Consider the following 25,132-nt stretch of genomic DNA (forward strand, 5'->3'; position numbering starts at 1 on the left):
ACACATCAGGATTTTCGGGGCTTGGCGCGCAGGGTCGCCTCGGCGCTGCGCGGGTCCTCGGGCCAGGGGTGCTTGGGGTATTGCGCACGCATGTCCTTGCGCACATCGGCATAGGAGCCGTCCCAGAACCCCGGCAGATCGGTCGTGACCTGCACCGGGCGCTGCGCGGGCGACAGCAGGACCAGGCGCACCGGCAGGCGGTCACGCCCCACGGTCGGATGCGTGGTCACGCCAAAGACCTCCTGCAAGCGCACGGCCACCTCGGGCACCTCTCCGCCGTAGTCGATGGCGAGCGCGCGCCCCAGCGGGGTTGTCCAGCCCTTCGGCGCGAGGCGGTCCACCTCGGCCATCCGGTCCCATCCGATCCACGCCGACAGGGCATCGTGGGGGTCGAACCGGGCCAGCCCCTCGGCATCGCGTATGCCACTCAGGAAAGGCGCGGCCCATTCATGCAGGTGGTCGAGAAGGGCTGAGTCCGACAGGTCCGCGACGCCCGAAAACCGCACCCGCGCACGCAGAAGCCGCGCCTGTTTCGTCCAGCCAAGCGCGCCGAGGCCAAGGTCGCGAATCCCCTCCAGCAGCGCGTCGGTCACGGCCTCGGGCGGGGCGTTCTTCCACGCGCGATCCTCCAGAACCAGCGTGCCGAAGCGTTCCTGCCGCCGCGCCTCGACCCGGCGGTGGCGCCTGGACCAGTGGCAGGTCTCGACCCACCCGATCCGGTCCCCATGAACCGCGCGCAACTCGGCATCGGACAGAACGGCGGCCTGACGGATGCGCGCCTCGCGCCGGTCGCCATCGAGGTCGGTTGCCACGATCAAGCGCTGGCCGGCCAATGCGTCACCATCGGGCAGAACAGCCCCCTTGCCGCCGGACAGGACATAGCGCGGCGCATCCCCGGGGCGGCGCAGGCCAACCCGGTCGGGATAGGCCAGCGCCGCCTGTGCGCCGGGCGACAGGGGCGGCCCGTCCTCGAACCGGGCCAAGCGCCTCGCCTCTTGCCGGATGCGGGCGACGACCCCGCGATCAGCGCCCATCGCGGCAGGATCATCGAGTGCCCGCAGGCGCAGGGCCAGGTCGGTGCCGCGCCCGCGCAACGGGTCCCGCTCGGACAGGAGCGCGGCCACCCGCGCCGCGCCGGGGCCGCCCAGCCGGACAAGATGCCCAAGGCGCGGGTGCAGCGGGAGACGCAAGAGCGCGCGACCGTGTTCGGTGATCCGTGCCCCTTCATCCAGCGCGCCGAGGTCGCGCAGCAGCGCGCGGGCCTCGGACAGCGCGCCTTCGGGCGGCTGTGTCAGAAAGGCCAAACCCTCGGACCCGCCCCATGCGGCCAGTTCCAGCGCGAGATTGGCGAGGTCGGCGGATTCGATCTCGGCCGGGGGAAAGGCGGGCATCGCCCCTTCCTGCCCCTTGGTCCAGAGCCGGTAACACACCCCCACGGCCACCCGGCCCGCGCGGCCCCGACGCTGCGTGGCCTCGGCGCGGCTGACGGGTTCGGTCACCAGCCGCGACATGCCGCTGGACGGGTCGAACCGTGCCCGCCGCGACCGGCCCCCATCCACGACGATGCGCACATCCTCGATGGTGAGGGAGGTCTCTGCGATGGAGGTCGCCAGCACCAGCTTGCGGCCCTGCGCCTCGGGCCGGATGGCCGCGCGCTGCTCGGCGAAGGGGAGCGCGCCGTAGAGGGGGCGCAGATGCACATCGCCCGGCAGACGCCCGTTCAGCAGGGCGGCCACGCGCCGGATCTCTCCTTCGCCGGGAAGGAAGGCCAGACAGCCGCCGGGGGCATCCGACAGCACCCGCTCGATCAGCCGGGCCAGTTCGACCTCCCACCGTGCGTCGGACGGCAAGGGGCGGTCGAGATAGCGCGTTTCGACCGGGAAGGCGCGCCCCTCGGACGAGATCAGCGGCGCATCGTCCAACAGCGCGGCCACCGGCGCGGCGTCAAGCGTGGCCGACATCACCAGCAGGCGCAGGTCCGGCCGCAGCGCGCCGCGCACCTCCCATGCCAAGGCAAGGCCCAGATCGGCATTGAGCGAGCGTTCGTGGAACTCATCGAAAATCACCGTGCCGATACCCGGCAATTCCGGGTCGTCCTGCAACATCCGGGTCAGGATGCCCTCGGTGACAACCTCGATCCGCGTGGCCTTGGAGATGCGCGACTCCCCCCGGATTCGGTAGCCGACGGTTTGCCCGACACTCTCCCCAAGCGTTTCGGCCATGCGTTCCGCCGCGGCGCGGGCGGCCAGGCGGCGCGGCTCCAGCATCACTAGGCGCCCCTCGATCGCGCCGGCCTCAAGCAAGGCCAGCGGCACGCGCGTCGTCTTGCCGGCGCCGGGGGGTGCCTGCAACACGGCGCGCCCGTGGGTGTCCAGCGCCGCGATCAGCTCTGGCAGGATGGTGTCGATGGGCAGGGACAAGGGGCGATCAGTTCCGACGTTCCATGCGGACGGTGCCGTAGATCGTGGCAGACGCCACCTCGGTCAAGTGCCAAAGGCCGTCGCCGGCGGGTCGAAAGGTCGCCGTGAAGTTGAAGGCCGGGAACCGCCCCAGGTCATCGGCCGGGAACCCCTCCAGCCGACGATGGGTCGCGTTGCAGGTGATCATGTCGCCCTGGCGGCTTGGCGGCCCCAAGGCGACCGCGGCCAAACGGGCGCCGTCATAGATCGACGCGCTCCAGTTGCACAACTCGCCCTCGGGGCGTGCGCGGGCCAGCCGGTACATGGCCGTCAGCGGATCGACCGCGCCGCGTCCGCGCGACGGGGGCACGGGCGTCGCGCTTCCGGTTCCGGCCACCTGGCTGCGGATGACGGGCGTGCCGCTTTGCCAGACCATGTCGACGCTGCTTTGCCTCTGCCCGGTGTCGACCGTCTCGCGATAGCTGGTTGCGTGCAGGCTGGGCGAGCCGAAATAGCCTTGCGCGTTCATGGTGAAATTCACGCGGGCGAAAGCCGCCGCCAACCCGGTGGCGCGGATATCGGCGGCAACGGCGTAGCTGTTGCCCCCCTCGCGCGATGCCACGGAAATGCGGGCGACCGTCAGCGGCCCATATGTGATGTCGAAGGCAAAATTCTCCTGGTCTTGGGCCGAGGCAGAGGCCGGCAGGACCAACCCGGCCAGCACCAGGGCCCCGGTTGCGCGACCTATGCGCCTGAGCGGGGCGGTCGGTCTGGACAGGGCAGGGCGAATGCGGGCAAACAGCTTGGACATATCGGAACTCCCCCTCGGTGTGCCCCCTGAGTGTAGCAAGGAAAGACAGAGGTTCCATGACGGAAATCCAGGCCCTCGCAGACCGGATCCTTGCGGGCGACCGCCGTGCCCTTGCGCGGGCGGTGACCTTGGTGGAAAGCACGCGAGCCGATCACCGGGCCGAGGCGACGGCGCTGATGGAAGCGTTGCGGGGGGCGGACCGGCAGGCGCTGCGCATCGGTCTGTCGGGCACACCCGGCGTGGGCAAGTCCACCTTCATCGAGGCCTTCGGCATGATGCTGATCGAAGCGGGGCTGCGGGTGGCCGTCCTTGCCGTCGATCCAAGCTCAGCGCGCTCTGGCGGGTCGATCCTCGGCGACAAGACGCGGATGGAGCGGCTGAGCCGCGAAAAGGGCGCGTTCATCCGTCCTTCGCCGTCCTCGTCGCAACTGGGCGGCGTGGCGCGCCGCACGCGCGAAGCGGTCAGCCTGTGCGAGGCGGCCGGGTTCGACGTCGTCCTGATCGAAACGGTGGGCGTCGGACAGTCCGAGACGATGGTGGCCGAGATGTGCGACCTCTTCGTGCTGCTGCTGGCGCCCGCGGGCGGCGACGAATTGCAGGGCGTGAAGCGCGGCATCATGGAGATGGCCGACCTGATCCTCGTCAACAAGGCCGATGGGGATCTCAAGGCCACGGCGACACGCACGGTTTCCGATTACTCCGGTGCGCTGCGGCTGCTGCGCAAACGCCCGCAGGACCCGGAGGATTTTCCCAAGGCGCTGCCGGTCTCGGCGGTCGAAGGGAACGGCCTGGAAACCGCGTGGCAAGAGATGCAGACGCTGGCCGAGGCGCGCAAGACAAGCGGCTGGTGGGATCGGCGCCGCGCCGAGCAGGCCGCCCATTGGTTCGAGGAAGAGGTCCGCTGGGGCCTGTTGCAGCGGCTTCACACCGATCCGCAGGTACGCGCGGCGATGGGGGAGCGGGCCGCGGCTGTGGCACAGGGCAAGATGACCCCGGATGCAGCCGCGCGCGAGATGCTGGAGCATTTGAGCACCTAGGGCGGGATCCATCCCGCCCTGCGGGTCAGTCGAAGATCCGCTCGCCCTGTTCGTCGATCACCTGCTTGGCCTTCAGGATGGAAAACCGCTCGGCCTCCTCCCGGCTCTGGATCAGGTCGGCGCGCAAAAGCTCGTGAACCTTGGTTTCTCCGTCCACATCCTTCTCGATCCGCGCCCCGAGGCGAAAGCCGCCCTCCGCCGAATGCGGCTGCGCGATGATGCGGTATCCGTTGTAGATTTCGGGCTCCACCTCGAGCTTTGATCCGCCGCCGAAGAGCCTGGAGAAGAGGGACATGGGCCGCCCTTTCGATGCGTTGTTTTGCAGAAGGGTAGTGCGCGGCGGCCGGTCGGAAAAGGGCGGCGTCACGCGCCCGTCGCGGGCGGCCGCCCGATGGCGATTTTGAGCAGAAGGACCAGCCAGGGCGTCCCGTGCAGGGCCAGGTCGAAGATGTCGATGGGCCGCACCAGCGTTCCTGCCGCCAGCATCTTGAGCTTCTCCCAGATATGGGGCTCGGGCACGAACGGCGAGAGGCCGAGCGTCAGGCAGATGACGATCAGGATGGAGTAGGGGATCTGAGCGAGGAGGGAGCGGAGTCTGGTCATGTAAGTTAAATGGACTTTGAACCCCTTAAGGTACCTGCGTCGCCCAATCAAAAGTCATGACACGGGCCTGTTCCGAGCGTAGCCCGTGCCATCCGCCATATTTCTCAAGCGCCTTAGCGGAAGGTTTGACGGATCCAGCAGACAGCGACGGTTTGTCGACAACCACGGTCGAGATGTCAGGTACACCTCTTTTTCGACACAGAGAGCGCAGTCGGTCGAGGGGATCACCAAGCAACCGATGCTGCCCAGGGCGGCCAAGTCTATTGGACAGCTCTCCATATGTTATGAAAATCACCCCCTCATCGACCCGTAGTTTCACATACAGGTCGAAGATCGTTTCTGCGAGGCGGTCATTCTCACCCATATCACTGATCGAGGAAACTCCGCAGCTTCCGGCTCCGGCTGGGGTGTTTCAGCTTGCGCAGCGCTTTGGCCTCGATCTGGCGGATGCGTTCGCGGGTGACGCTGAACTGCTGGCCGACTTCCTCAAGCGTGTGGTCGGTGTTCATCCCGATGCCGAAGCGCATGCGCAGCACACGTTCCTCGCGCGGGGTGAGCGACGCCAGCACGCGGGTCGTCGTTTCCTTCAGATTCTCCTGAATGGCGCTGTCCAGCGGCAGGACGGCGTTCTTGTCCTCGATGAAATCGCCAAGCTGGCTGTCTTCCTCGTCGCCGATGGGCGTTTCTAGGGAGATCGGCTCCTTGGCGATCTTCATCACCTTGCGGACCTTTTCCAGCGGCATCTGGAGCTTCTCGGCCAGTTCCTCGGGCGTCGGCTCGCGGCCGATCTCGTGCAGCATCTGGCGGCCGGTGCGCACCAGCTTGTTGATCGTCTCGATCATGTGGACAGGGATACGGATCGTGCGCGCCTGGTCGGCGATCGAGCGGGTGATCGCCTGGCGGATCCACCACGTAGCGTAGGTCGAGAACTTGTAGCCGCGGCGATACTCGAACTTGTCGACCGCTTTCATCAGGCCGATATTGCCCTCCTGGATCAGGTCCAGGAATTGCAGGCCGCGGTTGGTGTATTTCTTGGCGATGGAGATCACGAGGCGCAGGTTGGCCTCGACCATTTCCTTCTTGGCCTGGCGGGCTTCTTTCTCGCCCTTCTGGACCTGCGCCACGATGCGGCGGAATTCACTGATGTCGAGGCCGACATAGGTGCCAACCTGCGCCATGTCAGAGCGCAATTCTTCGACCTTCTCGCGCGAACGTTCGAACAGCGCCTGCCAGCCGCGCCCCGATTTCTCGGTCATGCGGTCGATCCAGGACGGGTCCAACTCGTAGCCGCGGTATTCCTCGATGAATTCGCGGCGGTTGATGCGCGCCTGGTCGGCCAGTTTCACCATCGCGCTGTCGATCGACATGATACGGCGGTTGATGCCGTAGAGCTGGTCGATCAGGGCTTCGATCCGGTTGTTGTGCAGGTGAAGCTCGTTCACCAGTTCGACGATCTCGGAGCGCAGCTGCTGGTATTCGGCTTCGGCCTCTTTGGAGAAGCTGGCGTCTTCGTTCAACGTCGCCGAGATCCGCTGGTCCTGCATTTCGGACAGGCGGGTATAGTCGTCTGCAATACGGTCAAGGATATCGAGCACGCGAGGCTTCAGCGCAGCCTCCATCGCGGCGAGGCTCATGTTGGCCTGCTCGTCCTCGTCGTCATCGTCTTCCTTGGCAATCGGGTTGCCGTCGGCATCCAGTTCGGGCTGATCGTTCGCGGAGTCGGGCTTCTTCGCCGCGTCCCCGCCGGTGTTCAGCGTGTCGACGACGGGGGCATCCCCCTCTTCGTCCATCTGGTTGCCGAAGGTCGCATCGAGGTCGATCACGTCCCGCAGCAGGATGTCTTCGTCGAGAAGTTCGTCGCGCCAGATCGTGATGGCCTGGAAGGTCAGCGGCGACTCGCACAGGCCGGCGATCATCGTGTTGCGGCCGGCCTCGATGCGCTTGGCGATGGCGATCTCGCCCTCGCGGCTGAGCAATTCGACGCTGCCCATCTCGCGCAGGTACATGCGCACCGGGTCGTCGGTGCGGTCGAGTTTCTCGGTTTCGGTCTGGGCGACGGCCACCTCGCGCGAGGTGGAGGTTTCGACCACTTCGGTCGATCCCTTCTGGTCGTCACCATCTTCGGCCTCTTCATCCTCGATGACGTTGATGCCCATTTCAGAGAGCATCGACATGACGTCTTCGATCTGTTCCGAGCTGACCTGATCGGGCGGAAGCACCGTGTTCAGTTGGTCATAGGTGATATACCCGCGGGCCCTGGCCTCGGCGATCATCTTCTTGACGGCGGCCTGGCTCATGTCGAGCCCGATCTCCGGCTCGTCGCCATCCGCCTTGCGATCGTCGGTGTCTTTGGCCATGGGCATTCATCCTTGTTCGGCTTGGGACGGGCGGGCACCCCGAGGCGCGATGATGCGCGCATCCCTTGCATTCGCAACCTTTATCTAGCGCGAATCACTGATTCGCACAGGGCGGTCACCGGCTTTTCTTCGCGCGACCGGCGCTATTTAGCAACTCATGGAACGCGGCACGCGCTTCTTCGGTGTCGCCGAACTGTTCGGCGCCGCCGCCTTCGCGGGGTGAAAGGGCGGCGTGCTTGCTGCGCACGGCCTGGTTCAGCCGGAACGCCAGCGTCGCGTCTTCCTCGTCCGTTACATGACCGAGATCCTCGAGGGCTTCGGCCATTTCCTCTTCGATCGCATGGGCGGCGGCGTGTTTGGCGAATTCCTCGGCCAGGCAGGTCGCTGCCTTCTCGATGTCGCCCGTGCCAGACAGAAAAGGTGCAATTCGCAGATGGCCCGTGGCCTCGATGCTTTCAAGGGTTTCGCCCAAGCCCGCCGAGGAAATTTCCACCCTGAGTGCCTCGGCGTCCCGCTGTGGCGTGGCCAGCAGGAAGTTGGCGAGGCGCGCCTGCCCCTCGTTTCGGGCGAGCATGCGCTCCAGCCGGTCCTCGAACTGGTCGATCAGGTCGGGAAACCGGCACAGCGTGGCCAGGATCAGGGACACCCGTAGCCCCTCGCCATCAAGCGTCGTGGCAAGGGCGCGCGTATAGGCCAGCGGCATCGCGGCCTCGGCAAAGCCGCGCCCGCGCCAACCGGTGTTGCGGCCTTGCGTGCCACGAGCGGGCCGGAACAGCGTGCGGCGCATCTCGGCCAGCGCCTCGCCGTAATGGCGTTTGAGCGAGGGATCGTTGATTCGCCCCACCGCCTGCCGCAGGCGCCGGTCCAGCCCCGCGCGCCGTTCCGGGGTGTCGAAGACCTGCCCCTCCGTCTCGCGCCGCCACAGCAGGTTGACCAGCGGCTCGGCGGCATCGAGCGCGTCTTGCATGGCCTTCGCCCCCTTCGCCTTGATCAACTCGTCGGGGTCCTGTCCCTCGGGCATGATGCAGAAGCGCAGGCTGCGGTCCGGCCCCAGATGCGGCAGGGCCAGGTCGATCAGGCGCATCGCGGCCCGCAGGCCCGCCTTGTCGCCATCCAGCGCGATGATCGGCTCGGGCGCGATGCGCCAGAGAAGCTGCAACTGGTCCTCCGTGATCGCCGTGCCAAGCGGGGCGACCGCCGCCTCGAACCCGGCCTGCACCAGCGCGATCACGTCCATGTAGCCTTCGGCCACGATCAGGGGCTGGCCCTTGCCCGCTGCCTCGCGCGCCGGGGCGTGATTGTAGAGCGCGCGGCCCTTGTCGAAGAGGGGCGTCTCGCGGCTGTTGAGGTACTTGGCGCGCGCGTTTGGGTCCATCGCGCGCCCGCCAAAGCCGATGCAGCGCCCGCGCGGATCGCGGATCGGAAAGGTGATGCGGTCACGGAAGGCGTCATAGGGCGCGCCGCCATCGTCGGGGCGCGTGGCAATCCCGGCCTCGATCACGTGGTCGGCGGGCACGCCCTTGCCCGTCAGGGCGGTGAAGGCCCCTTGCCGCTGCGCCGGGGCAAAGCCGATCTCGAACCGCTCAAGCGTGGCTTGTGTCAGCCCGCGACGCTCCAGATAGGCGCGGGCCTCGGATGCGGCGGCGGTTTTCAGTTGCAGGCGGTAATGCGCGACGGCTGCCTCGGTCGCCTTGGCCAATTGGCTGGCGTGATCGGCCTTCTCCTGCGCGCGCGGGTCGCGCGCGGGCATTTGCATCCCGGCCTCGCGGGCCAGGATCTCGACCGCCTCCATGAAGCCCACGTTCTCGGTTTCCTGCACGAAGGTGAAGGCGTTGCCCTTCGCGTGGCAGCCGAAGCAGTAGTAGAACCCCTTGCGGTCATCGACGTGGAAGCTGGCCGTCTTTTCCTGGTGGAAGGGGCAGGGCGCCCACATGTCGCCCTTGGCCTGGTTCGATTTGCGATTGTCCCAGATGACCTTGCGGCCGACCACCTGCGACAGCGAGGTGCGTGCGCGAAGCTCGTCAAGGAATCCGGGGGGCAGGCTCATGTTTCCTATATCGGAGCGCGGCAGGGCCGAGTCCAGTCGGCTTGATGCCGACGACAAACCAGCGGCCCGATAATCCACAGTTCTTTTGCGATGACCGGTCCCGGCCGGGTTTGACCGTTATCAAGGCAGGGCGGCGCGGCCAGTGGAACACCTTGTCATGGACGCGCCTGCAAACTGGGAGGAGAACATGCGTCATCACCACCTTTACAAGGTCCTGTCGGCGGCCCTGGCCGTCGGAATGGAACAGGTTGATGATGCCGCGTTGCGAATGCATCACGTTGTAGTTCAACTCGCCCGACAGCTTTTCCCAGAGGTTCAGGCGGTGGGCCATACCCGGCGCCCCGCTTGTCACGGCACTATCGCACGGGGTCGAGGGAAAAGAAAGCCTGCGAGCGACAACGGTCTGCGGCCAGGCGACGGTGCAAGATCACGAGCTTGGCGCGTCTTCTTCGTCGTCGAACGGGACCTGTCCGGCGTAGCGCGGGCGCACCAGCGTGAAATTCTGGAAGTCGATATTCGTCAGGCCAAGGTCGAAGGGCGGATCATAGGCGACCGTCGTTTCCACAAGGACGACGCGCTCGCCATTGCCCATCAGCGGCAGATGCTCTTCGACCTGCGGCAAAGTCGTCGTGAACAGGCGCGCCGCCCCGTTGACGCCATGGGACCAGTCCACCTGGTAGTTGCCGTTGACCATCCCGATCTGGGTCACGCGCATCCGCACCGGCGGCGTGTCGCGGATGATATGGGTGAGGATGTTGGCGTACCCCTCGATGTCGTCGCTGTAGATCATGCTCCGCTGGCGCGAAATCAGGTCCGCCACGCTGTAGGTCGCCTTGACCGACGTGTTGTAGGTGCGGAACGCGTCGAAAAAAACGAAGCTACCAACGAAGGCCCAGATCAAAAGCGGCAGGAGTAGCACCGTCTCGAAGGCGACGGCGGCGCTGGTATCAGCCCAGAAACGGCGGAACGAACGTGAGATCATGGCGGCCCCTCCTCAATCCGGCTCGTTCACGAAGACCGAGGCCGCGATCATGTGCAGGCCGCCGGAATCGTCGCGTGTCAGGTTCAGCCCGTATCCCGAGAATGGCAGGATGCGATCGACGATCATGCAGGTCCGGATCAGCATGATCCCGTGATCGGCGCCGACGGTGAACTCGTTGCCGGGCGTGACGCTGGCGTCGTGGCGATGCACGCACAGGTCATTGTCACCGGGCATGGCGTAGGTGTCTGTATCGATCGGTTGAAGGTCGATCGTCAGCAACTCGTGGCAGTCGGGCAGGAAGCTGGTGTTGTCGCAGATCGTGTCGCGGATCTCGTCCGAGGTGACCGTCAGGCCCTTGGCCAGGCGCAGCACACGCACGGCCTGGTCCAGCGTACGTTCCATCATCACCTGCCGCGTCATGATCATCGAGGTTTCGAACGAGGCGACGAACACCATCATGATCACCGGGAAGATGATGACGAATTCCATCGTCGCCGTGGCGGTTTCATCCCGGAAGAACGTGATCAATCTGGAGCGCATCGCAGGCATTCCGGTCCCTCTCACTGGACCAGGCGCAGCTGGTTGATGCTGCGCGCGATCGAGGCGAAGGCATCGCTGATCTCGATCCCTTCCACATCGTAGTAATGCGCATCGGAACTGGCACACGCGCGCATGACCTGCTGTCCGCCATAGGGCGCTTCGAACCCGACCGAGAAGATCAGGATCCCCGCGTCCTGGGCCGCCGCGCAGGCCGAAAGCAGGTTGGCGTCGGCTGCCGACCTGCCAGCATACATGTAGTCCGCATCGTAGCGCACGCCGTTATAGACCGACCAGTTGCCGGACATGTAGGCGGGAACGCGCAGGTAGCGGTCGGCGATGTAGCGCCCGGTATAATTCGCCCAGAGATAGGTCCAGGACAGTGCCACCGAGTCTTCGCCTCCATAGGGCTCGTCGGACCACCAACCGTCATAGTCGTCGGGGTCGTAGCGCGACACCCAGAACTGGTCGCGCGATGGCACATAGACGGAATAGCGGTCGTGATCCGAGTGGTAGTAGATGGGCGAGCCGCCGCTCTTGTACGGGTCGCGCAGGTCGTATTGGTTGGTGTTCTCGCCATCGGTCATCATCACGACGACCTTGATGGTTTCCTCGTCCTCATAGTCTGCCGGGCGGTCGAAGAAATCTCCGTCGACCGCGTCGGCATCGATCAGCGCATTCAGCGCCGGACGTGCGGCAGGATCGAGCAGGCCGACGGCCCAGTTCATGCCGAGGTCGATGGCCGTCCAGCCTTGGGCGCGCAAGCTGTCGATATGGGCGTGAAGCACGGCCTCGTCATGCTCCCACGGCAGTATGGCGCCGTAGTTGTTCGTGGGGCAGTAGGGGCTGTCGAAATCGTCGTACTGGCCGTAGTCGTCGTGATCCCAGTGGGCGATACGCTCCAGCGTTTCGGTGGGGAAGATCGCGGTGCGGGCGAATTGTTCGGAGGTGAAGCGGACGCAGCTCGATTGGTCATGTTCGCCGGACAGCGTGAACACCGACTCGAGCGTGTCGCCCATATTAACCATACCATTGTAAGGCACGATCGAAATGGACACGAGGTTGCCCTGGTCGCTTTCGTTCGCCTCAAGCACGGTCGTCACGAATTCGCGGGCGGCAGCGCGCATGTTCTGGATGCGGTCGTAGGATCCCATGGACCCCGAGATATCGAGGACCATGGAAATCTCGACGTTGCGGATGCGCTCCTCGGCCGCGCCTTGCGCCGGGGAACTCAGCACCCGCACGCCGAACATGTGCATGAAGAGAGAGTTGATCTCCAACTCTGCGTAGGCATCGACCCGGCGGTAGTTGAACCCTTGGTCCACATCGATATCGAGACGGTAATTCTGCAGCCCCGAGACTTCGAAATAGCTTTGGACGACGTCATACGGGTCCAGCGGCTGGGTCACGGACGCGGCCGCAAGCACCGCGCGGTCCAATGTGTATTGAAGCTGTGCCCGTTGCGTCTCGTAGCGCATGATATCGACGGCGATGCCGCCGACGGCCACCATGAGAACGAACATCATCAGCGCGAAGGACGTGATCGTGCCGTCTTCGGCACGGCAGAATCGCTGCGCCAGCGTTGCCAGGGCACGCGGCTTGCGATTGGCCTTCTGGCCTGGCCCGGATGTCTTTGACGTCTTGGTCATGGACGTTGTCTCGACTGTTTTGCTTGGCCGGGCGCGCAGGACGCACCTTGCCGTTGGTCATTTATTGACCGCCAAGAAGGGCGAAATTGGGGCGCGGCCATGATCGAAACGCGGAGTTTCCGGTGCACGATCAATGCCGTGGCCTGCCCGATGGGCGATTGGTTGCGGATTGGGCTTGTGTCATGGACCCTTGCCGTGGATGTCTCGGGGGGCGCGCGCGACCAGCCGAAAAGGCATCAGCCCCGATAACCCGCGCCGCGTAGGGAGGAGCCACCATGTCCACGCCCACCGGTGAACCGAGTTTCCGCCAATCCGTCGACCTGATGTTCAACCGCGCCGCCGCGCTGTTGGACCTGCCGCCGGGCCTCGAGGAAAAGATCCGCGTCTGCAATGCCACCTACACCGTGCGCTTCGGTGTGAAGCTGCGTGGCGAAATCCGCACCTTTACCGGCTATCGCTCGGTCCATTCCGAACACATGGAACCGGTCAAGGGCGGTATCCGCTATGCCCCCACCGTGAACCAGGACGAGGTCGAGGCGCTGGCGGCCCTGATGACCTATAAATGCGCCCTGGTCGAAGCGCCCTTCGGTGGATCGAAGGGCGGGTTGTGCATCGACCCGCGCCAGTACGAGCCCGACGAGCTGGAAAAGATCACGCGCCGCTTCGCCTATGAGCTTATCAAGCGGGACATGATCAACCCGGCCCAGAACGTGCCCGCCCCCGACATGGGCACCGGCGAACGTGAGATGGCGATCATGGCCGACCAGTATCAGCGCATGAACACCACCGACATCAACGCGCGCGCCTGCGTGACCGGCAAACCGCCCCATGCGGGCGGCATCCAGGGCCGGGTCGAGGCGACGGGACGGGGCGTGCAATACGCTCTGCGCGAGTTCTTCCGCCACCCCGAGGACGTGAAGAAGGCCGGTCTTTCCGGCAAGCTCGACGGCAAGCGGGTGATCGTGCAAGGCCTCGGCAACGTGGGCTATCACGCAGCCCTATTTCTCAGCACCGAAGACGGCTGCAAGGTGACCCATATCATCGAGCGGGACGGGGCGTTGGAAAACGCCGATGGGCTTGACGTTGCCGCGGTGCACGACTGGATCGCCGGTCACGGCGGCGTCAAGAACTGCCCCTTCGGCACCTATCACGAGAACGGCGCCAAGGTGTTGGAAGAGGACTGCGACATCCTGATCCCTGCCGCGCTGGAAGGCGTGATCAACATGCACAACGCCAATCAGGTCAAGGCGCCGCTGATCATCGAGGCGGCCAACGGGCCGATCACGGCCGGTGCCGACGAGATTCTGCGCCACAAGGGAACGGTCATCATTCCCGACCTCTACGCCAACGCGGGCGGCGTGACCGTGTCCTATTTCGAATGGGTCAAGAACCTCAGCCATATCCGCTTTGGCCGGATGCAGCGGCGGCAGGAAGAGGCGCGGCACCAGTTGATCGTGGACGAGTTGCAGCGCCTTGACGAACACCTGGGCGGCGCATGGTCGATGACGCCGGACTTCAAGCAGAAATACCTGCGTGGCGCGGACGAGTTGGAACTGGTGCGATCCGGCCTCGATGACACGATGCGCGCGGCCTACGACTCCATGCGGCAGGTCTGGTGGGAACGCGATGACGTCAGCGATCTGCGCACGGCCGGGTTCATCGTCGGGATCAACCGGGTCGCCGCCAGCTACCAGGCCAAGGGGATCTAGCCGCCTGCCTGTCCGCGCTGGACCAGCAGCACGTTCATCAGGTCGGCGGTCGATTTCGCCTCGGCCCCCGAGGTCACGCCGCCGACCGCAAGTCGGCGCCCCGAGCGCATCCAGAGACCGGGCGCATAGACCCGGCTGCCCGGTTCTTTCAGCCGTACGACAAAGCCGTTCGCGGGCTTGAAGGCCGTCAGCCCGCGTTCGACCTTCATCACGTTGTCCAACCGGCACAGGAGGCGCCCGTCCGGTCCCGCCTCGCGCAGTTCCTCGCGGGTCAATTCCAGGGTGATCGCGCTGGCCTGCCAAAGCCGCCATGCCAGGAACAGCGCCCCGGCCCCGAACAGGATCAGGAAGATCAGGAAGGCCGGTGACTGCGGTGGCCGTTCAGCTGCCACCGTCAACACAAGCGCCCCAAGCGCGCCCATCATGCCCACCGCCAGACCGCGACGCAGCGGTTGCGGCGTGATGACGGCGAGAATCTCTTCGTCGGTCTTGGGCATCTGGCGCGGTCCTTCGCATCGGGTGGCCTGACATACCGCGCTGGCCGGGCGACGCAAGCCTGCGCTGGCAACCTTCGCACCGCGCGGCTAGAAGGCGAGCATGCTGACCGTCCAGACCTATGGCGAGGAGAACTCGCACCCGCCCATCCTGATCGCGCATGGCCTCTTCGGCTCGGCCCGGAACTGGGGCGTGATCGCGAAACGCCTGTCCGAGGCGCGTCGCGTGCTGGTCGTCGACATGCGCAACCACGGCGACAGCCCATGGATGGAAGCGCATTCCTATCCGGACCTCGCCAATGACCTGGCCGAGGTGATCGCCGCCCATGGCGGCACGGCGGATGTGATGGGGCATTCCATGGGGGGCAAGGCTGCCATGGTGCTGGCCCTGACCCACCCCGAGGCCGTTCGGCGCCTTGTCGTGGCCGATATCGCCCCGGTCGCCTATGGCCACACGCAGCAGCACCTGATCGACGCGATGCGGAAGGTGGACCTGTCGGTGATCGAGAGCCGCCGGGATGCCGACACGCAACTGGCGCGCCATGTCACGACCGACGGTGTGCGGGCGTTCCTGCTGCAATCGCTGGACGTGAAGGCGCGCAAATGGCGTCTGAACCTTGATGTGCTGGAAAAGGATATGGAGCTGATCCTGTCCTTTCCCGAGGTGCGGGGCACGTTCGACGGCCCGACTCTGTTTCTGACCGGCGCGGAGTCCGACTATGTCCGCCACGAGGATCGCCCGGCGATCAAGGCGCTGTTCCCGAGTGCGAAATTCGCGAAGATCCCGGGCGCTGGCCACTGGCTCCACGCGGACAAACCGCGCGAATTCGAAGCGTCGCTCCGGGCGTTCTTCTCGGCTACTTAGGCACCATCATCCGCCGCATCAGCCCGGTTTTCCAGACAAGCTGATGCACGGCGACGGCGCCCACATGCGCGATAATCAAAAGTAAAAGCAATGACTTGAGGATCTCGTGCGCATCGCTTGCGCCCTCCATCCGGCCGCCCCAGGCGGCGGCGCCGGTGACCGGCAGGAGGAAAAGCAGGGCGTAGAGCGCGAGATGGGCGGCGTGGCCGAGTTTCTGGAACAGCGGCGGTTCGCCCTCGGGCGGGGGCGGCACGCCATGTTCCTTGCGCAGCAGCACGCGCCACGTGGCCAGCAGCAGGATCAGCATCCCGCCGCCGGCATGCAGGGCGACAGGCAGGGTGATGGCATAGGCACCGGTTTCGGTCGCCCGGTCATAGGCGTCTGAAATGCCGTCATGCAGCAGGAATTGCAGCGCGACCAGAAGCACCGTCACCCAGTGCAAGGCGATCTGAACCCGGCTGTAGCCGGCGGCGCGAGACATGGCGAAACCCCTGTGAAACCTTTGGCAGTCAGGAGTTTAGCACGAAAATCGCGCTGGGCGGACTCAAAGATTCCGGATCTTGTTGGCGGATATCCAGGCGGCGGGGAGGGCGGCGACGGCGCCAATGGCGGCGGCGATCACGATGGGCTCCCAGCCATCCATGCGCGCGGCCAGAACGGCGGTGATGAGGATGCCGGCCATGGCGGTCGATGCAAGGGTGTAGATCAGGAAAAACAGACGCATGGGGGTCCCTCCGCAGCGTGTGGCGCGTGTCCTTATCCATGTCAATCATATCGCCGGGGCGCGTGCCTTGATCCCGATCAAGCCGCGATCCGGCCATGTCACACCCCGTACACAGCCTGTACACACCCCGTGCATACGCGCGACGCCCCCCGACCGGCCAGCCGGAGGGCGCAAGGCTCAGGGGCGCACGTAGGCGTAGCCCTCTTCCTGCAACTCGATCAGGCGCACGACGCCCGATGGCGTGATCTCGGCACCGGCCACGAGCGGCAGGGAGAACCCGTCGCGGCGCGACCAGTTGGCATGGGTGTTGCCGCAGGCCGAGAAAGAGACGTTCTCCATCTCAAGGCTCATCTGTTCGATGCGCTGCTGCACCGGGCTGCGCTCGTCGAGCAGCATGGTCAGGCCGGGGCCATAGGCGACCAGTTCGACCATCACGCTATCGCCGTGTTCCTCGTAGTAGCGGGTGACGTTCAGGACGTTGTTCAACGCCATGTTCATCACCTGCGGGTCGTTTTCATCCACGTGGATGGCGACGTAATGCGTCTCGCCGTCGGCAAAGACGGGGCTGGTGACGGCGAGCGCCAGGGCGGCGGCCGTAACGAGTGATTTCATGATAACTCCTCCCAAAGTTGTTCTTGCAAGGTATCGGACAATCTATGGGAGGGAAGAATTTTCTTCGGATGGCCGGGCGCGGGCGCCGGTCAGACCTCGCGCGCGGCGGGGTTGGGGACGGTGCCGGTCCGCTCGACGCGGGTTTCGTCCCAGTTCGGGTCCTGCCGCTTCACCCGGCGCGAGATCACGTAGGCCAGGGGCCAGCTGAGAGCGAAGCCCAGAACGGCAGCGCCGATCACGGCGGGCCAGGCATAGAAGCCGAGATTGAAGGCGAGAATGGTGAAGGCGCCGGTCGCCACCGCGCCGACGGGAATGGTGAGAAGAATGCTGAAACGATCCATGGGATCCTCCTTTCACCGGCCCAACGCGGCGGGCGGACAGGGGGTTCCGAAGCGGGGGTTTTCAACCATTGCCGGTGGTCTGGCGGACAAGAATCTTGACCCAAGGTCAACGAATCAGGACCCTGAAGGCCTATTGAAACCAAAGGGGGTAACTATGCTCTTTTCAAAAAACGTCTTGGGGACTGCCATCCTCGCCGCCGCGCTTGCGGCCTCGACCCAGGCCAGCGCCCACGAAGTCTTCAGCGAAACGATCCAGATGCCGGTGGTGGGATCGGGTGACAGCCAGGAGGTGACGATCACCTGCCCGGCGCATCATTACGTCATCGCGGGCGGCTTCGCGAACAATGACCAGCTGACGCCGACCGGCCCGCTGGTGGTGACCGCCAGCTTCCCGGCCTCGACCCGCAGCTGGACGATCGAACTGACCAACCGCAGCGGCCGCCCGACCTCGACCCGCGAGGCGATGGTCACGATCTACGCGACCTGCGATCACCATTGGTGATGTGAGACAAACGCCAGCCGTCCCGTATTTTGGGGGCGGCTGGGGTTACTTACGTGAAGACCGCGCGAAATCGAAACTAAACGAGCCGGAACGAAATTAGTCGAGCCGGCAGTGGTTTCTCTCGATGTTCTTTTCGGCGGGCTTTCCGGCGAATTGCGGCGGGACAAGTCCCGCCCTACGAGTCCATCTTGAGCGCGTTGATGAAGGCGCTTTGGGGGATCTCCACCTTGCCGAACTGGCGCATCTTCTTCTTGCCCGCCTTCTGCTTTTCCAGAAGCTTCTTTTTCCGCGTGGCGTCGCCGCCATAGCATTTGGCGGTCACGTCCTTGCGCAGCGCGGCGATGGTTTCGCGCGCGATCACGCGGCCGCCGATGGCCGCCTGGATCGGGATCTTGAACATGTGGCGGGGGATCAGCTCTTTCAGCTTTTCGCACATGGCGCGCCCGCGCATCTCGGCCCGGTCGCGATGCACCATGATCGACAGCGCATCGACCGGTTCCTCGTTCACGAGGATCTGCATCTTCACGAGGTTGTCGGCGCGGTAGCCGATCATCTGGTAGTCGAAGCTGGCATAGCCCTTGGTCACCGATTTCAGGCGGTCATAGAAGTCGAAGACCACCTCGTTCAGCGGCAGGTCGTAGACGACCATGGCCCGCGTGCCGGCATAGGTCAGGTCCAGTTGTTCGCCCCGCCGGTCGTGGCAGAGCGTCAGCACGTCGCCGAGGTATTCGTCGGGCACGAGGATCGTGGCCTTGATCCGCGGCTCCTCCACATGGTCGATGAGGGTCTGGTCGGGCATGTCGGCGGGGTTGTGCAGCTCGACCACCTCGCCGTCCTTCATGTGCAGGTGGTAGATGACCGAGGGCGCGGTGGTGATCAGGTCGATATCGTATTCGCGTTCCAGGCGGTCGCGGATGACCTCGAGATGCAAAAGCCCGAGAAAGCCGCAGCGGAAGCCGAAGCCAAGCGCGGCCGAGGTCTCCATCTCGGAGGAGAAGGAGGCGTCGTTCAGGGCAAGCTTTTCGATTGCGTCGCGCAGGTCTTCGAAATCATTGGTGTCGACGGGGAAGAGGCCGCAGAACACTACGGGCTGCGAGGGTTTGAAGCCCGGCAGCGCGGTCTGGCACTGTTTCTTCTCGTGGGTGATCGTGTCGCCGACGCGGGTGTCGCGCACCTGCTTGATCGAGGCGGTGAGAAAGCCGATCTCGCCCGGTCCAAGCTCGGCGATGTCCTGCATTTTCGGGCGGAAGACGCCCAGCTTGTCGATCTGGTAGGTGCCGCCCGTCTTCATCATGCGCACGCGGTCGCCCTTCTTGACCACCCCGTCGATGACGCGGATCAGGACGACGACGCCGAGATAAGGGTCGTAGTAGCTGTCGACCAGCATCGCCTTGAGCGGCGCGTCGCGGTCGCCCTTGGGCGCGGGCAGGCGGGTGACGATGGCCTCCAGCACGTCGGGGATGCCGAGGCCGGTCTTGGCGCTGATCTCGATGGCGTCCTGCGCGTCGATGCCGATGACATCCTCGATCTGTTCCTTCACCCGGTCGGGCTCGGCCGCGGGCAGGTCGATCTTGTTGAGGACCGGGACGATCTCGTGATCAGCGTCGATGGCCTGGTAGACATTGGCGAGCGTCTGCGCCTCGACGCCCTGGGTGGCGTCCACCACCAGCAGCGATCCCTCGACGGCCTGCATCGAGCGGCTGACCTCGTAGGCGAAGTCAACATGGCCCGGCGTGTCGATGAGGTTGAGGATATAGGTCTCCCCGTCCTGTGCGGGATATTCGATGCGGACGGTGTTGGCCTTGATGGTGATGCCGCGCTCGCGCTCGATATCCATCGCGTCGAGGATCTGCTCCTGCATGTCGCGCTCGGCCACGGTGCCGGTCAGCTGGATCAACCGGTCGGCCAGCGTGGACTTGCCGTGGTCGATATGGGCGACGATGGAGAAGTTGCGGATGCGGGAGAGGTCGGTCATGGCGGCCTGCATGGGGAAATGGTCAGAGGGGGATGTAGCTTAAGGTATGTCGGGAGGGAAGGGCTGGGCGTATCTGTCCGACCGTCCGGGGCGATATGGACGGCGGCAGCGCGGGGCCGGGGAGGCGGATTGCGGACGCACCGGGCCCACCGCCGGTGTCTACAGTGCTGAAAAGCTTGTTTTGCAGGCGGGATTGTGCAATTCACCCATCCGTGGGGGCACCATCAAGCGGGTGGTGCATGACGCGTTTTGTTTCTTCGACCCATTTTTATGTCGAAGCAGACCCTTCAAGCATAGTCCTGAGTGTTCGGGACGTGGCGCTCAGGCGTGTCTGGACGGCCACGAAACGGGCGCGCTTCTTGCCGCGTGGCGTTTGCAAAGCGGTGAACTGGGCCGCGCGGGCCAGTCGGCCCATGATCGTCGCGAGCGACCGGTTCGTCGCGACACCCCTGGAAAAGGGGCAAACCTACCAGCGCATGCTCGACGTCTGGACCCATCGCGAGGATCTCTCGGCCAGCGAGACGTATCGAAACATCTGGAACACGTTGACGCGCACCGGACGCTACCAGCACAAGCGATACGAAATCACCGACCCGGCCGAGATCCCGAAATTGATTGCGACCTGTTATCTTGACCTTCTGGAAAGCATGTCACGCGACGGCTACTGCGCGGACAGGACATCTGAATTTGCGACCGGCGGGTTGGGCCGGGCCATTGTCTGGCAGGACGGCAGCCTCGTCCACGAAAACGGTGCCACGCATCGTCTGGCGGCTGCAAAGATCGTCGGCCTGCGGCATGGGTTCCCCTTTCGCATCGTTGGGGTTCACGAGGATTGGCTCCGGGTGAACGGCGTTGGGCAACGTCCGAAGGATGGGGCGGTGCGGTGGGCGGTCGGGCTGTCAAAGTCCGTGCTTTGCATGGATCCTAACGCTGTCGAAGATGACGTCATGGCGGTTCAATAGGCCTTTTCGCGCGCCTTCTGGGGCATGGTTGACCGGCTTCAGCCGACCTGCGGCAACACCTCGCGGCTGACCATCGTGCGCAGCGAGAAGCTGGAGCGCGTGGCGCGGATGCCGGGGACGTGGACGAGGTGGTCTTCGAGGAAGCGGTCGAAGGCCTTGAGGTCGGGGGCGACGACCTTGAGCAGGATATCGCGGGTGCCGGTCATCAGGTGGCATTCCACGACTTCGTCGAAGCGTCGGATCGCGGCTTCGAAATTGCGCAGGGTCTCGTGGCTCTGGCGTTCCAGCTCGACGAAGATGAAGACGGTCAGCGCAAGGCCCAGTTTCGAGGCGTCCACCCGCGCGGTGTAGCCGGTGATGATGCCGTCTTCCTCCAGCTTCTGGACGCGGCGGGCGCAGGGGGTGGGGGTCAGGCCCACGCGCTCGGCCAGCTCGGTGATCGACAGGCGGGCGTTTTGTTGCAGTTGGGCGATGATCTGGGTGTCGATCCGGTCCATTGGGGGAAGTCTCCAAGAGTTTCCGATTTTGTAGCGGAAATCGGCTTCGTGGGCCAGTTGCACGGGGTCAGTTTGGTGAAACACGCTGCCCGATGTCGCCTAGGCTGTTGGGCAAGGAAGGGACGAAAAAGTCCAACAGGAGGTTTCCCATGCACACGACCCGGATTTCCAGCGACAGCCATGAAACCGTCTTGCGCGTCGAGGACGCGGCGGCGGGGCTGATCGGCTTTATCGCCATCCATTCCACCGCGCGCGGCCCGGCGGCGGGCGGCTTGCGGATGCGGCCCTATGGGTCCGAGGCCGAGGCGTTGGAGGATGTGCTGCGCCTGAGCCGGGGCATGACGCTGAAGAACGCGGCGGCGGATCTGCCGCTTGGCGGCGGCAAGGCGGTGATCCTGGGCGACCCGGCGGAGAAGACGGACGCGCAGTTGCGGGCGTTCGCGCGGGCTATCGAGGGGTTGGCGGGGCGCTACTGGACGGCCGAGGACATGGGCATGTCGCCGGCCGACATGGCGGTGATCCGGGGCGAGACGCGCTATGTCGCGGGGCTGGACGAAGGGGCACATGCCTCGGGCGATCCGTCGCCGGTCACGGCGCGCGGCGTGTTCTACGCCATGCGCGTGGCCGCCGAGCGGCGCTGGGGCAGCCCGGTCCTGGAGGGGCGGCGCGTGGCGATCCAGGGCCTGGGGCATGTCGGTTGGCACCTGGCCAAGCTGGTGCGGGCTGCGGGCGCCGAGTTGGTCGTGTCGGATCGCGATGGCGAGCGGGCGGCCTGGGCCGCGACCAGTTTCGGCGCCGAGGTGGTGACGCCGGACGAGATCCTGTCGGTGCCCTGCGATATCCTTGCGCCCTGCGCCATCGGGGGGGTGCTGACGGTCGAGAGCGTTGCGGGCGTGCAGGCCGAGATTGTCTGCGGTGCGGCGAACAACCAGTTGGCCGATGACGCGGCGGGCGATGCGCTTTGGGCGCGCGGCATCCTCTACGTGCCGGATTACGTCGCCAATGGCGGCGGCATCGTGAATGTCGCAACCGAGATACTGGGTTTGGCCGACCGGCGCCGCTTCGTCAGCGACAAGCTGGCCGCGCTGCGGGTGATGACGGCGCGTATCGTCGCCCGCGCGCAAAGGCAGGGCGTCAGCCCGCATCGCGTGGCAGATGAGGTGGTGGCGGAACGGCTGGTTCGGCAGGACAGCGCCGCCTGATCGGCGGGAAACCGGCACGCGGCGAGAGGTCGCGCGGGCATCGCTGTGGCGATAAGGTATATCCGTGACATGGCAAATAATTGCTAGTGTTATATAGGAGACCTCCATGCGTTTCGTTTCGATGCTCGTTGCTGCTGGCCTGACCCTTGGCGCCGCCCCCATGGCTTTGGCGCAGGATGCCGCGCCGCTGGTGACCGTCGTGACCGCGGACAACCCGCAGACCCAGCTGATGTCGATGGTCCTGACCGGCCAGGCCGCGCAGCAGGGCCACCCGGTGCGCGTGCTGCTGTGCGGCCCCGGCGGTGACCTCGCTCTCGCCGATGCGCCGGAAAGCGCCACCGCTGGCCAGCCGCCGATGGGCGCCAGCCCGCAGGGCCTGCTGATGCAGTTGATCGAGGGCGGCGCCACGGTCGAGGTGTGCGCCATCTACTTGCCGGGCCTCGGCGCCGATGAAAGCGTGCTGATCGACGGCGTCAGCGTCGCCCAGCCCCCCGCCATGGCCGGCGCCATGGCCGCGGAAGGCACCATCGTCTGGTCCTTCTGATCGGGTCACATCTTTGCCGGGGCGGATGTGATCGGCCCCGGCATGGACAGAATCAGGTGTTTGGCGCATTCTATGCAGGAACGGGCGCAAGACCCGTGTACCCATATAGAACCGAGGCATAGAGACATGACACGCATCCTGATCGCGTCCGTGACGATCTGCGCGGCCCTTGCCGCACCGGCTTTTGCCAACCCCATCGAGCGCGCCTGCCTGAGTTCCGACCGGCCGGCGGCCAGCCGTTCGCTCTGCGCCTGTATTGGCGAGGCGGCGGACCGCACCCTGACCCGCGCTGACATGCGCCTTGGGGCACGCTTCTTCCGCGACCCCGAAGAGGCGCAGCGCGTGCAACTGTCCGACACCCCGCGGAACGAGGAAATCTGGCAGCGCTGGCGCAATTTCGGCGAGATGGCCGAAGCGATGTGCCGCTGATAGCGGAGCTCTAGCCGGACGATCCCGACAAACGGGCCGCCCAGAGACGGGCGGCCTCTTCGATCAGGTCGAGCGCGCCCTCGAAGTCGCGGGTGTAGTAGGGGTCGGGCACGTCCCCTCCGCCGAGCGGGTCGAGATACATCGCCAGATCGGCGCGCGCGCCCTTGGGTGCCATCCGCGCCAGGTCGGCGTGATTCTCCGAATCCATCGCGAGGATCAGGTCGAACCGGTCGAAATCGGCCGGGCTGACCTGCCGCGCGCGCAGCCCCGAAATGTCGTAGCCCCGCCCAAGCGCCGCCGCCTGCGCGGGGCCATAGGGCGGTTTGCCGATGTGCCAGTCGCCGGTGCCGGCGCTGTCGATCTCGTGACCGGGCAGGCGGGCGCGCAGCACCCCCTCGGCCGTGGGGGAGCGGCAGATGTTGCCAAGGCAGACGCAGAGGATACGGTCGGTCATGGCGACAGAAGTGCCAGCGAACGCGGAGGGGTGCAATGGATCGGATCGTCATTCTGACCGGGGCGGGCGTGTCCGCCGAAAGCGGGCTGGGCACGTTTCGCGACAAGGATGGGCTGTGGACCCGCTACGACCTGTCCGAGGTCGCCACGCCCGAGGGCTATGCCCGCAACCCGCGCCTTGTCCTCGATTTCTACAACGCGCGCCGGGCCAATGCGCTGGACGCCAGCCCGAACGCGGCCCACCGGGCGCTGGCGCGCTTGCAGGAGGGGTTCGCGGGCGAGGTCCTTCTGGTCACGCAGAATATCGACAACCTGCATGAACGGGGCGGCAGCCGCGAGGTGGTGCACATGCATGGCGAGATCACGCGCGCGCTCTGTGCATCCTGCGGGCATCGCTGGGATGCGCCGCGCGAGATGGCCCCGAGCGATCTTTGCCCGTCCTGCACGGCCCCTGCAACGCGGCCCGATATCGTCTGGTTCGGGGAAATGCCCTATCACATGGAGCGGATCCTGCCCGCCTTGAGCGAGGCAGACCTGTTCGTGGCCATCGGCACCTCGGGCGAAGTCTACCCGGCGGCGGGCTTTGTCGAGATTTCGGAAGAGGCCGGGGCAGAGACGCTGGAAATCAATCTCGATCCGGCGCCTGCGCCGGGGCGGTTCGATCGCATGATCGCGGGCAAGGCGACCGAGGCGGTGCCGGCCTGGGTGGCGGAACTGCTGGGCAGTTAACGGCGGCGCGCCGTCAAGATGGATGGAACAGGTGGCGCGCCGTCGCCGGCCCCTTGCGGGGGCTCGGGGCCGGGGCGGCGACCAAGGGACCGGCCACCGCGCCCGGATGGGGCGATGTCAGCCGTCGCTGTCCATCATCATGCGGCCGCCCGCATTGGCAGGCGCGCCGTGCATCATGCCGCCGGTTCCCATCTGGGCGGGCATCCGGTCATTGTCGATCGGGATGGTCACGGTCATGTCGCCGGCATTCTCGAAGGTCAGGGTGACCTCGATCTCATTGCCGTTTTCCAGCGGCTCGCGCAGGCCGAGGAACATGACATGCATCCCGCCGCGCTGCAGGTGGATGGTTTCGCCCGCGGGCACGGCAAAGCCTTCTTCCACCTCGACCATGCGCATCACGTCGCCTTCCATGATGTGGGTGTGAAGCTCCACCCGTTCGGCCACATCCGAGGCGGCGGCGATCAGGCGGTCATCGGCCTCGCCTTCGTTGGTGATGGTCATGAAGGCCGCGCCGGAAATCGCCATGGCGCTGGCGGCGCGGGCGTAAGGGTCTTCGACGGCCATCTGGGCCGAGGCGAGCGCGGGGACGAGCGCGCAGGCGCCCGCGAGAACAAGGGTTTTGAAGGACATGGTCATCTCCGTCTGTCCGGATGGTCTGGGTTTGGTTGGGTG

General features: G+C 65.6%; 28 protein-coding genes. 9 read left to right on the forward strand and 19 right to left on the reverse strand.

Translation table 11 applies throughout. The features are described from left to right. Window positions 1-5: 5 nt before the first annotated feature. Both hrpB and KUV65_RS12585 read right to left on the reverse strand, forming a co-directional pair. Window positions 6-2,420, reverse strand: a complete 2,415-nt coding sequence (gene hrpB / locus KUV65_RS12580; RefSeq protein WP_261331742.1) for an ATP-dependent helicase HrpB — start codon at window positions 2,418-2,420, stop codon at window positions 6-8. A 7-nt stretch (window positions 2,421-2,427) separates the two neighbouring features. Beyond that, on the reverse strand, window positions 2,428-3,210 hold the full coding sequence (locus KUV65_RS12585) for a DUF3108 domain-containing protein (RefSeq protein WP_222191032.1): 783 nt from the start codon (window positions 3,208-3,210) through the stop codon (window positions 2,428-2,430). Window positions 3,211-3,266: 56 nt separating this feature from the next. Here KUV65_RS12585 and meaB point away from each other — a divergent pair, with 56 nt between their 5' ends. Continuing rightward, window positions 3,267-4,247 (forward strand): methylmalonyl Co-A mutase-associated GTPase MeaB, encoded by a 981-nt coding sequence (gene meaB / locus KUV65_RS12590; protein ID WP_222191033.1) that lies wholly within the window; start codon window positions 3,267-3,269, stop codon window positions 4,245-4,247. A gap of 25 nt (window positions 4,248-4,272) precedes the next feature. On the opposite strand, the gene KUV65_RS12595 is transcribed toward meaB, so the two are convergent. From KUV65_RS12595 to KUV65_RS12630, 8 genes are all read right to left on the reverse strand, one after another. Then, window positions 4,273-4,542: an HlyU family transcriptional regulator gene (locus KUV65_RS12595; protein WP_222191034.1), complete on the reverse strand. Its 270-nt coding sequence runs from the start codon at window positions 4,540-4,542 to the stop codon at window positions 4,273-4,275. Window positions 4,543-4,610: 68 nt separating this feature from the next. Next, window positions 4,611-4,850 carry a hypothetical protein gene (locus KUV65_RS12600; protein ID WP_222191035.1) on the reverse strand — a complete coding sequence of 80 codons (240 nt, stop codon included), beginning with the start codon at window positions 4,848-4,850 and terminating at the stop codon, window positions 4,611-4,613. Window positions 4,851-5,215: 365 nt separating this feature from the next. Next, window positions 5,216-7,207: an RNA polymerase sigma factor RpoD gene (gene rpoD, locus KUV65_RS12605; protein ID WP_222191036.1), complete on the reverse strand. Its 1,992-nt coding sequence runs from the start codon at window positions 7,205-7,207 to the stop codon at window positions 5,216-5,218. A 115-nt stretch (window positions 7,208-7,322) separates the two neighbouring features. Further along, window positions 7,323-9,254: a DNA primase gene (dnaG, locus tag KUV65_RS12610; RefSeq protein ID WP_222191037.1), complete on the reverse strand. Its 1,932-nt coding sequence runs from the start codon at window positions 9,252-9,254 to the stop codon at window positions 7,323-7,325. After that, window positions 9,229-9,585 carry a hypothetical protein gene (locus KUV65_RS12615; protein WP_222191294.1) on the reverse strand — a complete coding sequence of 119 codons (357 nt, stop codon included), beginning with the start codon at window positions 9,583-9,585 and terminating at the stop codon, window positions 9,229-9,231. The genes dnaG and KUV65_RS12615 overlap by 26 nt, the downstream gene beginning before the upstream one ends. 96 nt (window positions 9,586-9,681) lie before the next feature. Beyond that, window positions 9,682-10,236, reverse strand: a complete 555-nt coding sequence (locus KUV65_RS12620) for a TadE/TadG family type IV pilus assembly protein (RefSeq protein WP_222191038.1) — start codon at window positions 10,234-10,236, stop codon at window positions 9,682-9,684. A 12-nt stretch (window positions 10,237-10,248) separates the two neighbouring features. Then, window positions 10,249-10,776, reverse strand: coding sequence for a TadE/TadG family type IV pilus assembly protein (locus tag KUV65_RS12625; protein ID WP_222191039.1), 528 nt, complete (start codon window positions 10,774-10,776; stop codon window positions 10,249-10,251). 20 nt (window positions 10,777-10,796) lie between these two features. Then, a complete protein-coding gene (locus KUV65_RS12630) occupies window positions 10,797-12,422 on the reverse strand; it encodes a pilus assembly protein TadG-related protein (protein WP_222191040.1) in 1,626 nt (541 codons plus the stop codon). Window positions 12,423-12,697: 275 nt separating this feature from the next. On the opposite strand from KUV65_RS12630, the gene KUV65_RS12635 reads away from it, so the two are divergent. Then, the gene (locus tag KUV65_RS12635) at window positions 12,698-14,131 is read left to right on the forward strand and encodes a Glu/Leu/Phe/Val family dehydrogenase (RefSeq protein ID WP_222191041.1); all 1,434 of its coding nucleotides are present in this window, start codon (window positions 12,698-12,700) and stop codon (window positions 14,129-14,131) included. On the opposite strand, the gene KUV65_RS12640 is transcribed toward KUV65_RS12635, so the two are convergent. Continuing rightward, entirely contained in the window at window positions 14,128-14,628 is a 501-nt protein-coding gene (locus KUV65_RS12640) for a hypothetical protein (protein WP_222191042.1), read from the reverse strand. The two genes, KUV65_RS12635 and KUV65_RS12640, sit on opposite strands and share 4 nt — an antisense overlap. A 100-nt stretch (window positions 14,629-14,728) precedes the next feature. On the opposite strand from KUV65_RS12640, the gene KUV65_RS12645 reads away from it, so the two are divergent. Then, the gene (locus tag KUV65_RS12645; RefSeq protein ID WP_222191043.1) at window positions 14,729-15,490 is read left to right on the forward strand and encodes an alpha/beta fold hydrolase; all 762 of its coding nucleotides are present in this window, start codon (window positions 14,729-14,731) and stop codon (window positions 15,488-15,490) included. On the opposite strand, the gene KUV65_RS12650 is transcribed toward KUV65_RS12645, so the two are convergent. The 4 genes from KUV65_RS12650 to KUV65_RS12665 all read right to left on the reverse strand — a co-directional run bounded on the left by KUV65_RS12650 (window position 15,483) and on the right by KUV65_RS12665 (window position 17,167). Beyond that, on the reverse strand, window positions 15,483-15,971 hold the full coding sequence (locus tag KUV65_RS12650; protein ID WP_222191044.1) for a cytochrome b/b6 domain-containing protein: 489 nt from the start codon (window positions 15,969-15,971) through the stop codon (window positions 15,483-15,485). The two genes, KUV65_RS12645 and KUV65_RS12650, sit on opposite strands and share 8 nt — an antisense overlap. A gap of 63 nt (window positions 15,972-16,034) precedes the next feature. Further along, window positions 16,035-16,214 carry a hypothetical protein gene (locus tag KUV65_RS12655; RefSeq protein ID WP_222191045.1) on the reverse strand — a complete coding sequence of 60 codons (180 nt, stop codon included), beginning with the start codon at window positions 16,212-16,214 and terminating at the stop codon, window positions 16,035-16,037. 177 nt (window positions 16,215-16,391) lie between these two features. Then, window positions 16,392-16,826, reverse strand: coding sequence for a DsrE family protein (locus KUV65_RS12660; RefSeq protein WP_222191046.1), 435 nt, complete (start codon window positions 16,824-16,826; stop codon window positions 16,392-16,394). 89 nt (window positions 16,827-16,915) lie between these two features. After that, complete coding sequence (locus KUV65_RS12665; protein WP_222191047.1) at window positions 16,916-17,167, reverse strand: hypothetical protein; 252 nt, start codon at window positions 17,165-17,167, stop codon at window positions 16,916-16,918. Window positions 17,168-17,321: 154 nt separating this feature from the next. Between KUV65_RS12665 and KUV65_RS12670 the strand changes: the two genes are divergently transcribed. After that, entirely contained in the window at window positions 17,322-17,669 is a 348-nt protein-coding gene (locus KUV65_RS12670) for a hypothetical protein (protein ID WP_222191048.1), read from the forward strand. Window positions 17,670-17,844: 175 nt separating this feature from the next. Here the strand turns inward: KUV65_RS12670 and lepA are convergent, their stop codons facing one another. Beyond that, entirely contained in the window at window positions 17,845-19,644 is a 1,800-nt protein-coding gene (gene lepA / locus KUV65_RS12675; RefSeq protein WP_261331743.1) for a translation elongation factor 4, read from the reverse strand. A gap of 239 nt (window positions 19,645-19,883) precedes the next feature. Between lepA and KUV65_RS12680 the strand changes: the two genes are divergently transcribed. Next, window positions 19,884-20,606 (forward strand): hypothetical protein, encoded by a 723-nt coding sequence (locus KUV65_RS12680; RefSeq protein ID WP_222191050.1) that lies wholly within the window; start codon window positions 19,884-19,886, stop codon window positions 20,604-20,606. Between the two features lie 38 nt (window positions 20,607-20,644). On the opposite strand, the gene KUV65_RS12685 is transcribed toward KUV65_RS12680, so the two are convergent. Further along, complete coding sequence (locus KUV65_RS12685; RefSeq protein ID WP_222191051.1) at window positions 20,645-21,103, reverse strand: Lrp/AsnC family transcriptional regulator; 459 nt, start codon at window positions 21,101-21,103, stop codon at window positions 20,645-20,647. A 149-nt stretch (window positions 21,104-21,252) separates the two neighbouring features. Here KUV65_RS12685 and KUV65_RS12690 point away from each other — a divergent pair, with 149 nt between their 5' ends. The 3 genes from KUV65_RS12690 (at window position 21,253) to KUV65_RS12700 (ending at window position 23,278) form a co-directional block, all read left to right on the forward strand. After that, window positions 21,253-22,305: a Glu/Leu/Phe/Val family dehydrogenase gene (locus KUV65_RS12690; RefSeq protein WP_222191052.1), complete on the forward strand. Its 1,053-nt coding sequence runs from the start codon at window positions 21,253-21,255 to the stop codon at window positions 22,303-22,305. A gap of 106 nt (window positions 22,306-22,411) precedes the next feature. After that, the gene (locus KUV65_RS12695) at window positions 22,412-22,849 is read left to right on the forward strand and encodes a hypothetical protein (protein WP_222191053.1); all 438 of its coding nucleotides are present in this window, start codon (window positions 22,412-22,414) and stop codon (window positions 22,847-22,849) included. Window positions 22,850-22,975: 126 nt separating this feature from the next. Next, a complete protein-coding gene (locus tag KUV65_RS12700; protein ID WP_222191054.1) occupies window positions 22,976-23,278 on the forward strand; it encodes a hypothetical protein in 303 nt (100 codons plus the stop codon). A gap of 10 nt (window positions 23,279-23,288) precedes the next feature. Here KUV65_RS12700 and KUV65_RS12705 read toward each other — a convergent pair whose 3' ends face one another. Further along, on the reverse strand, window positions 23,289-23,732 hold the full coding sequence (locus KUV65_RS12705) for a low molecular weight protein-tyrosine-phosphatase (RefSeq protein WP_222191055.1): 444 nt from the start codon (window positions 23,730-23,732) through the stop codon (window positions 23,289-23,291). Window positions 23,733-23,767: 35 nt separating this feature from the next. On the opposite strand from KUV65_RS12705, the gene KUV65_RS12710 reads away from it, so the two are divergent. Continuing rightward, window positions 23,768-24,460, forward strand: a complete 693-nt coding sequence (locus KUV65_RS12710) for an NAD-dependent deacylase (RefSeq protein ID WP_222191056.1) — start codon at window positions 23,768-23,770, stop codon at window positions 24,458-24,460. Between the two features lie 117 nt (window positions 24,461-24,577). Here the strand turns inward: KUV65_RS12710 and KUV65_RS12715 are convergent, their stop codons facing one another. Then, entirely contained in the window at window positions 24,578-25,090 is a 513-nt protein-coding gene (locus KUV65_RS12715; protein WP_222191057.1) for a copper chaperone PCu(A)C, read from the reverse strand. Window positions 25,091-25,132 lie beyond the last annotated feature (42 nt).

Source organism: Maritalea mobilis, assembly GCF_019800885.1.
GTDB lineage: Bacteria > Pseudomonadota > Alphaproteobacteria > Rhodobacterales > Rhodobacteraceae > Roseibacterium > Roseibacterium beibuensis.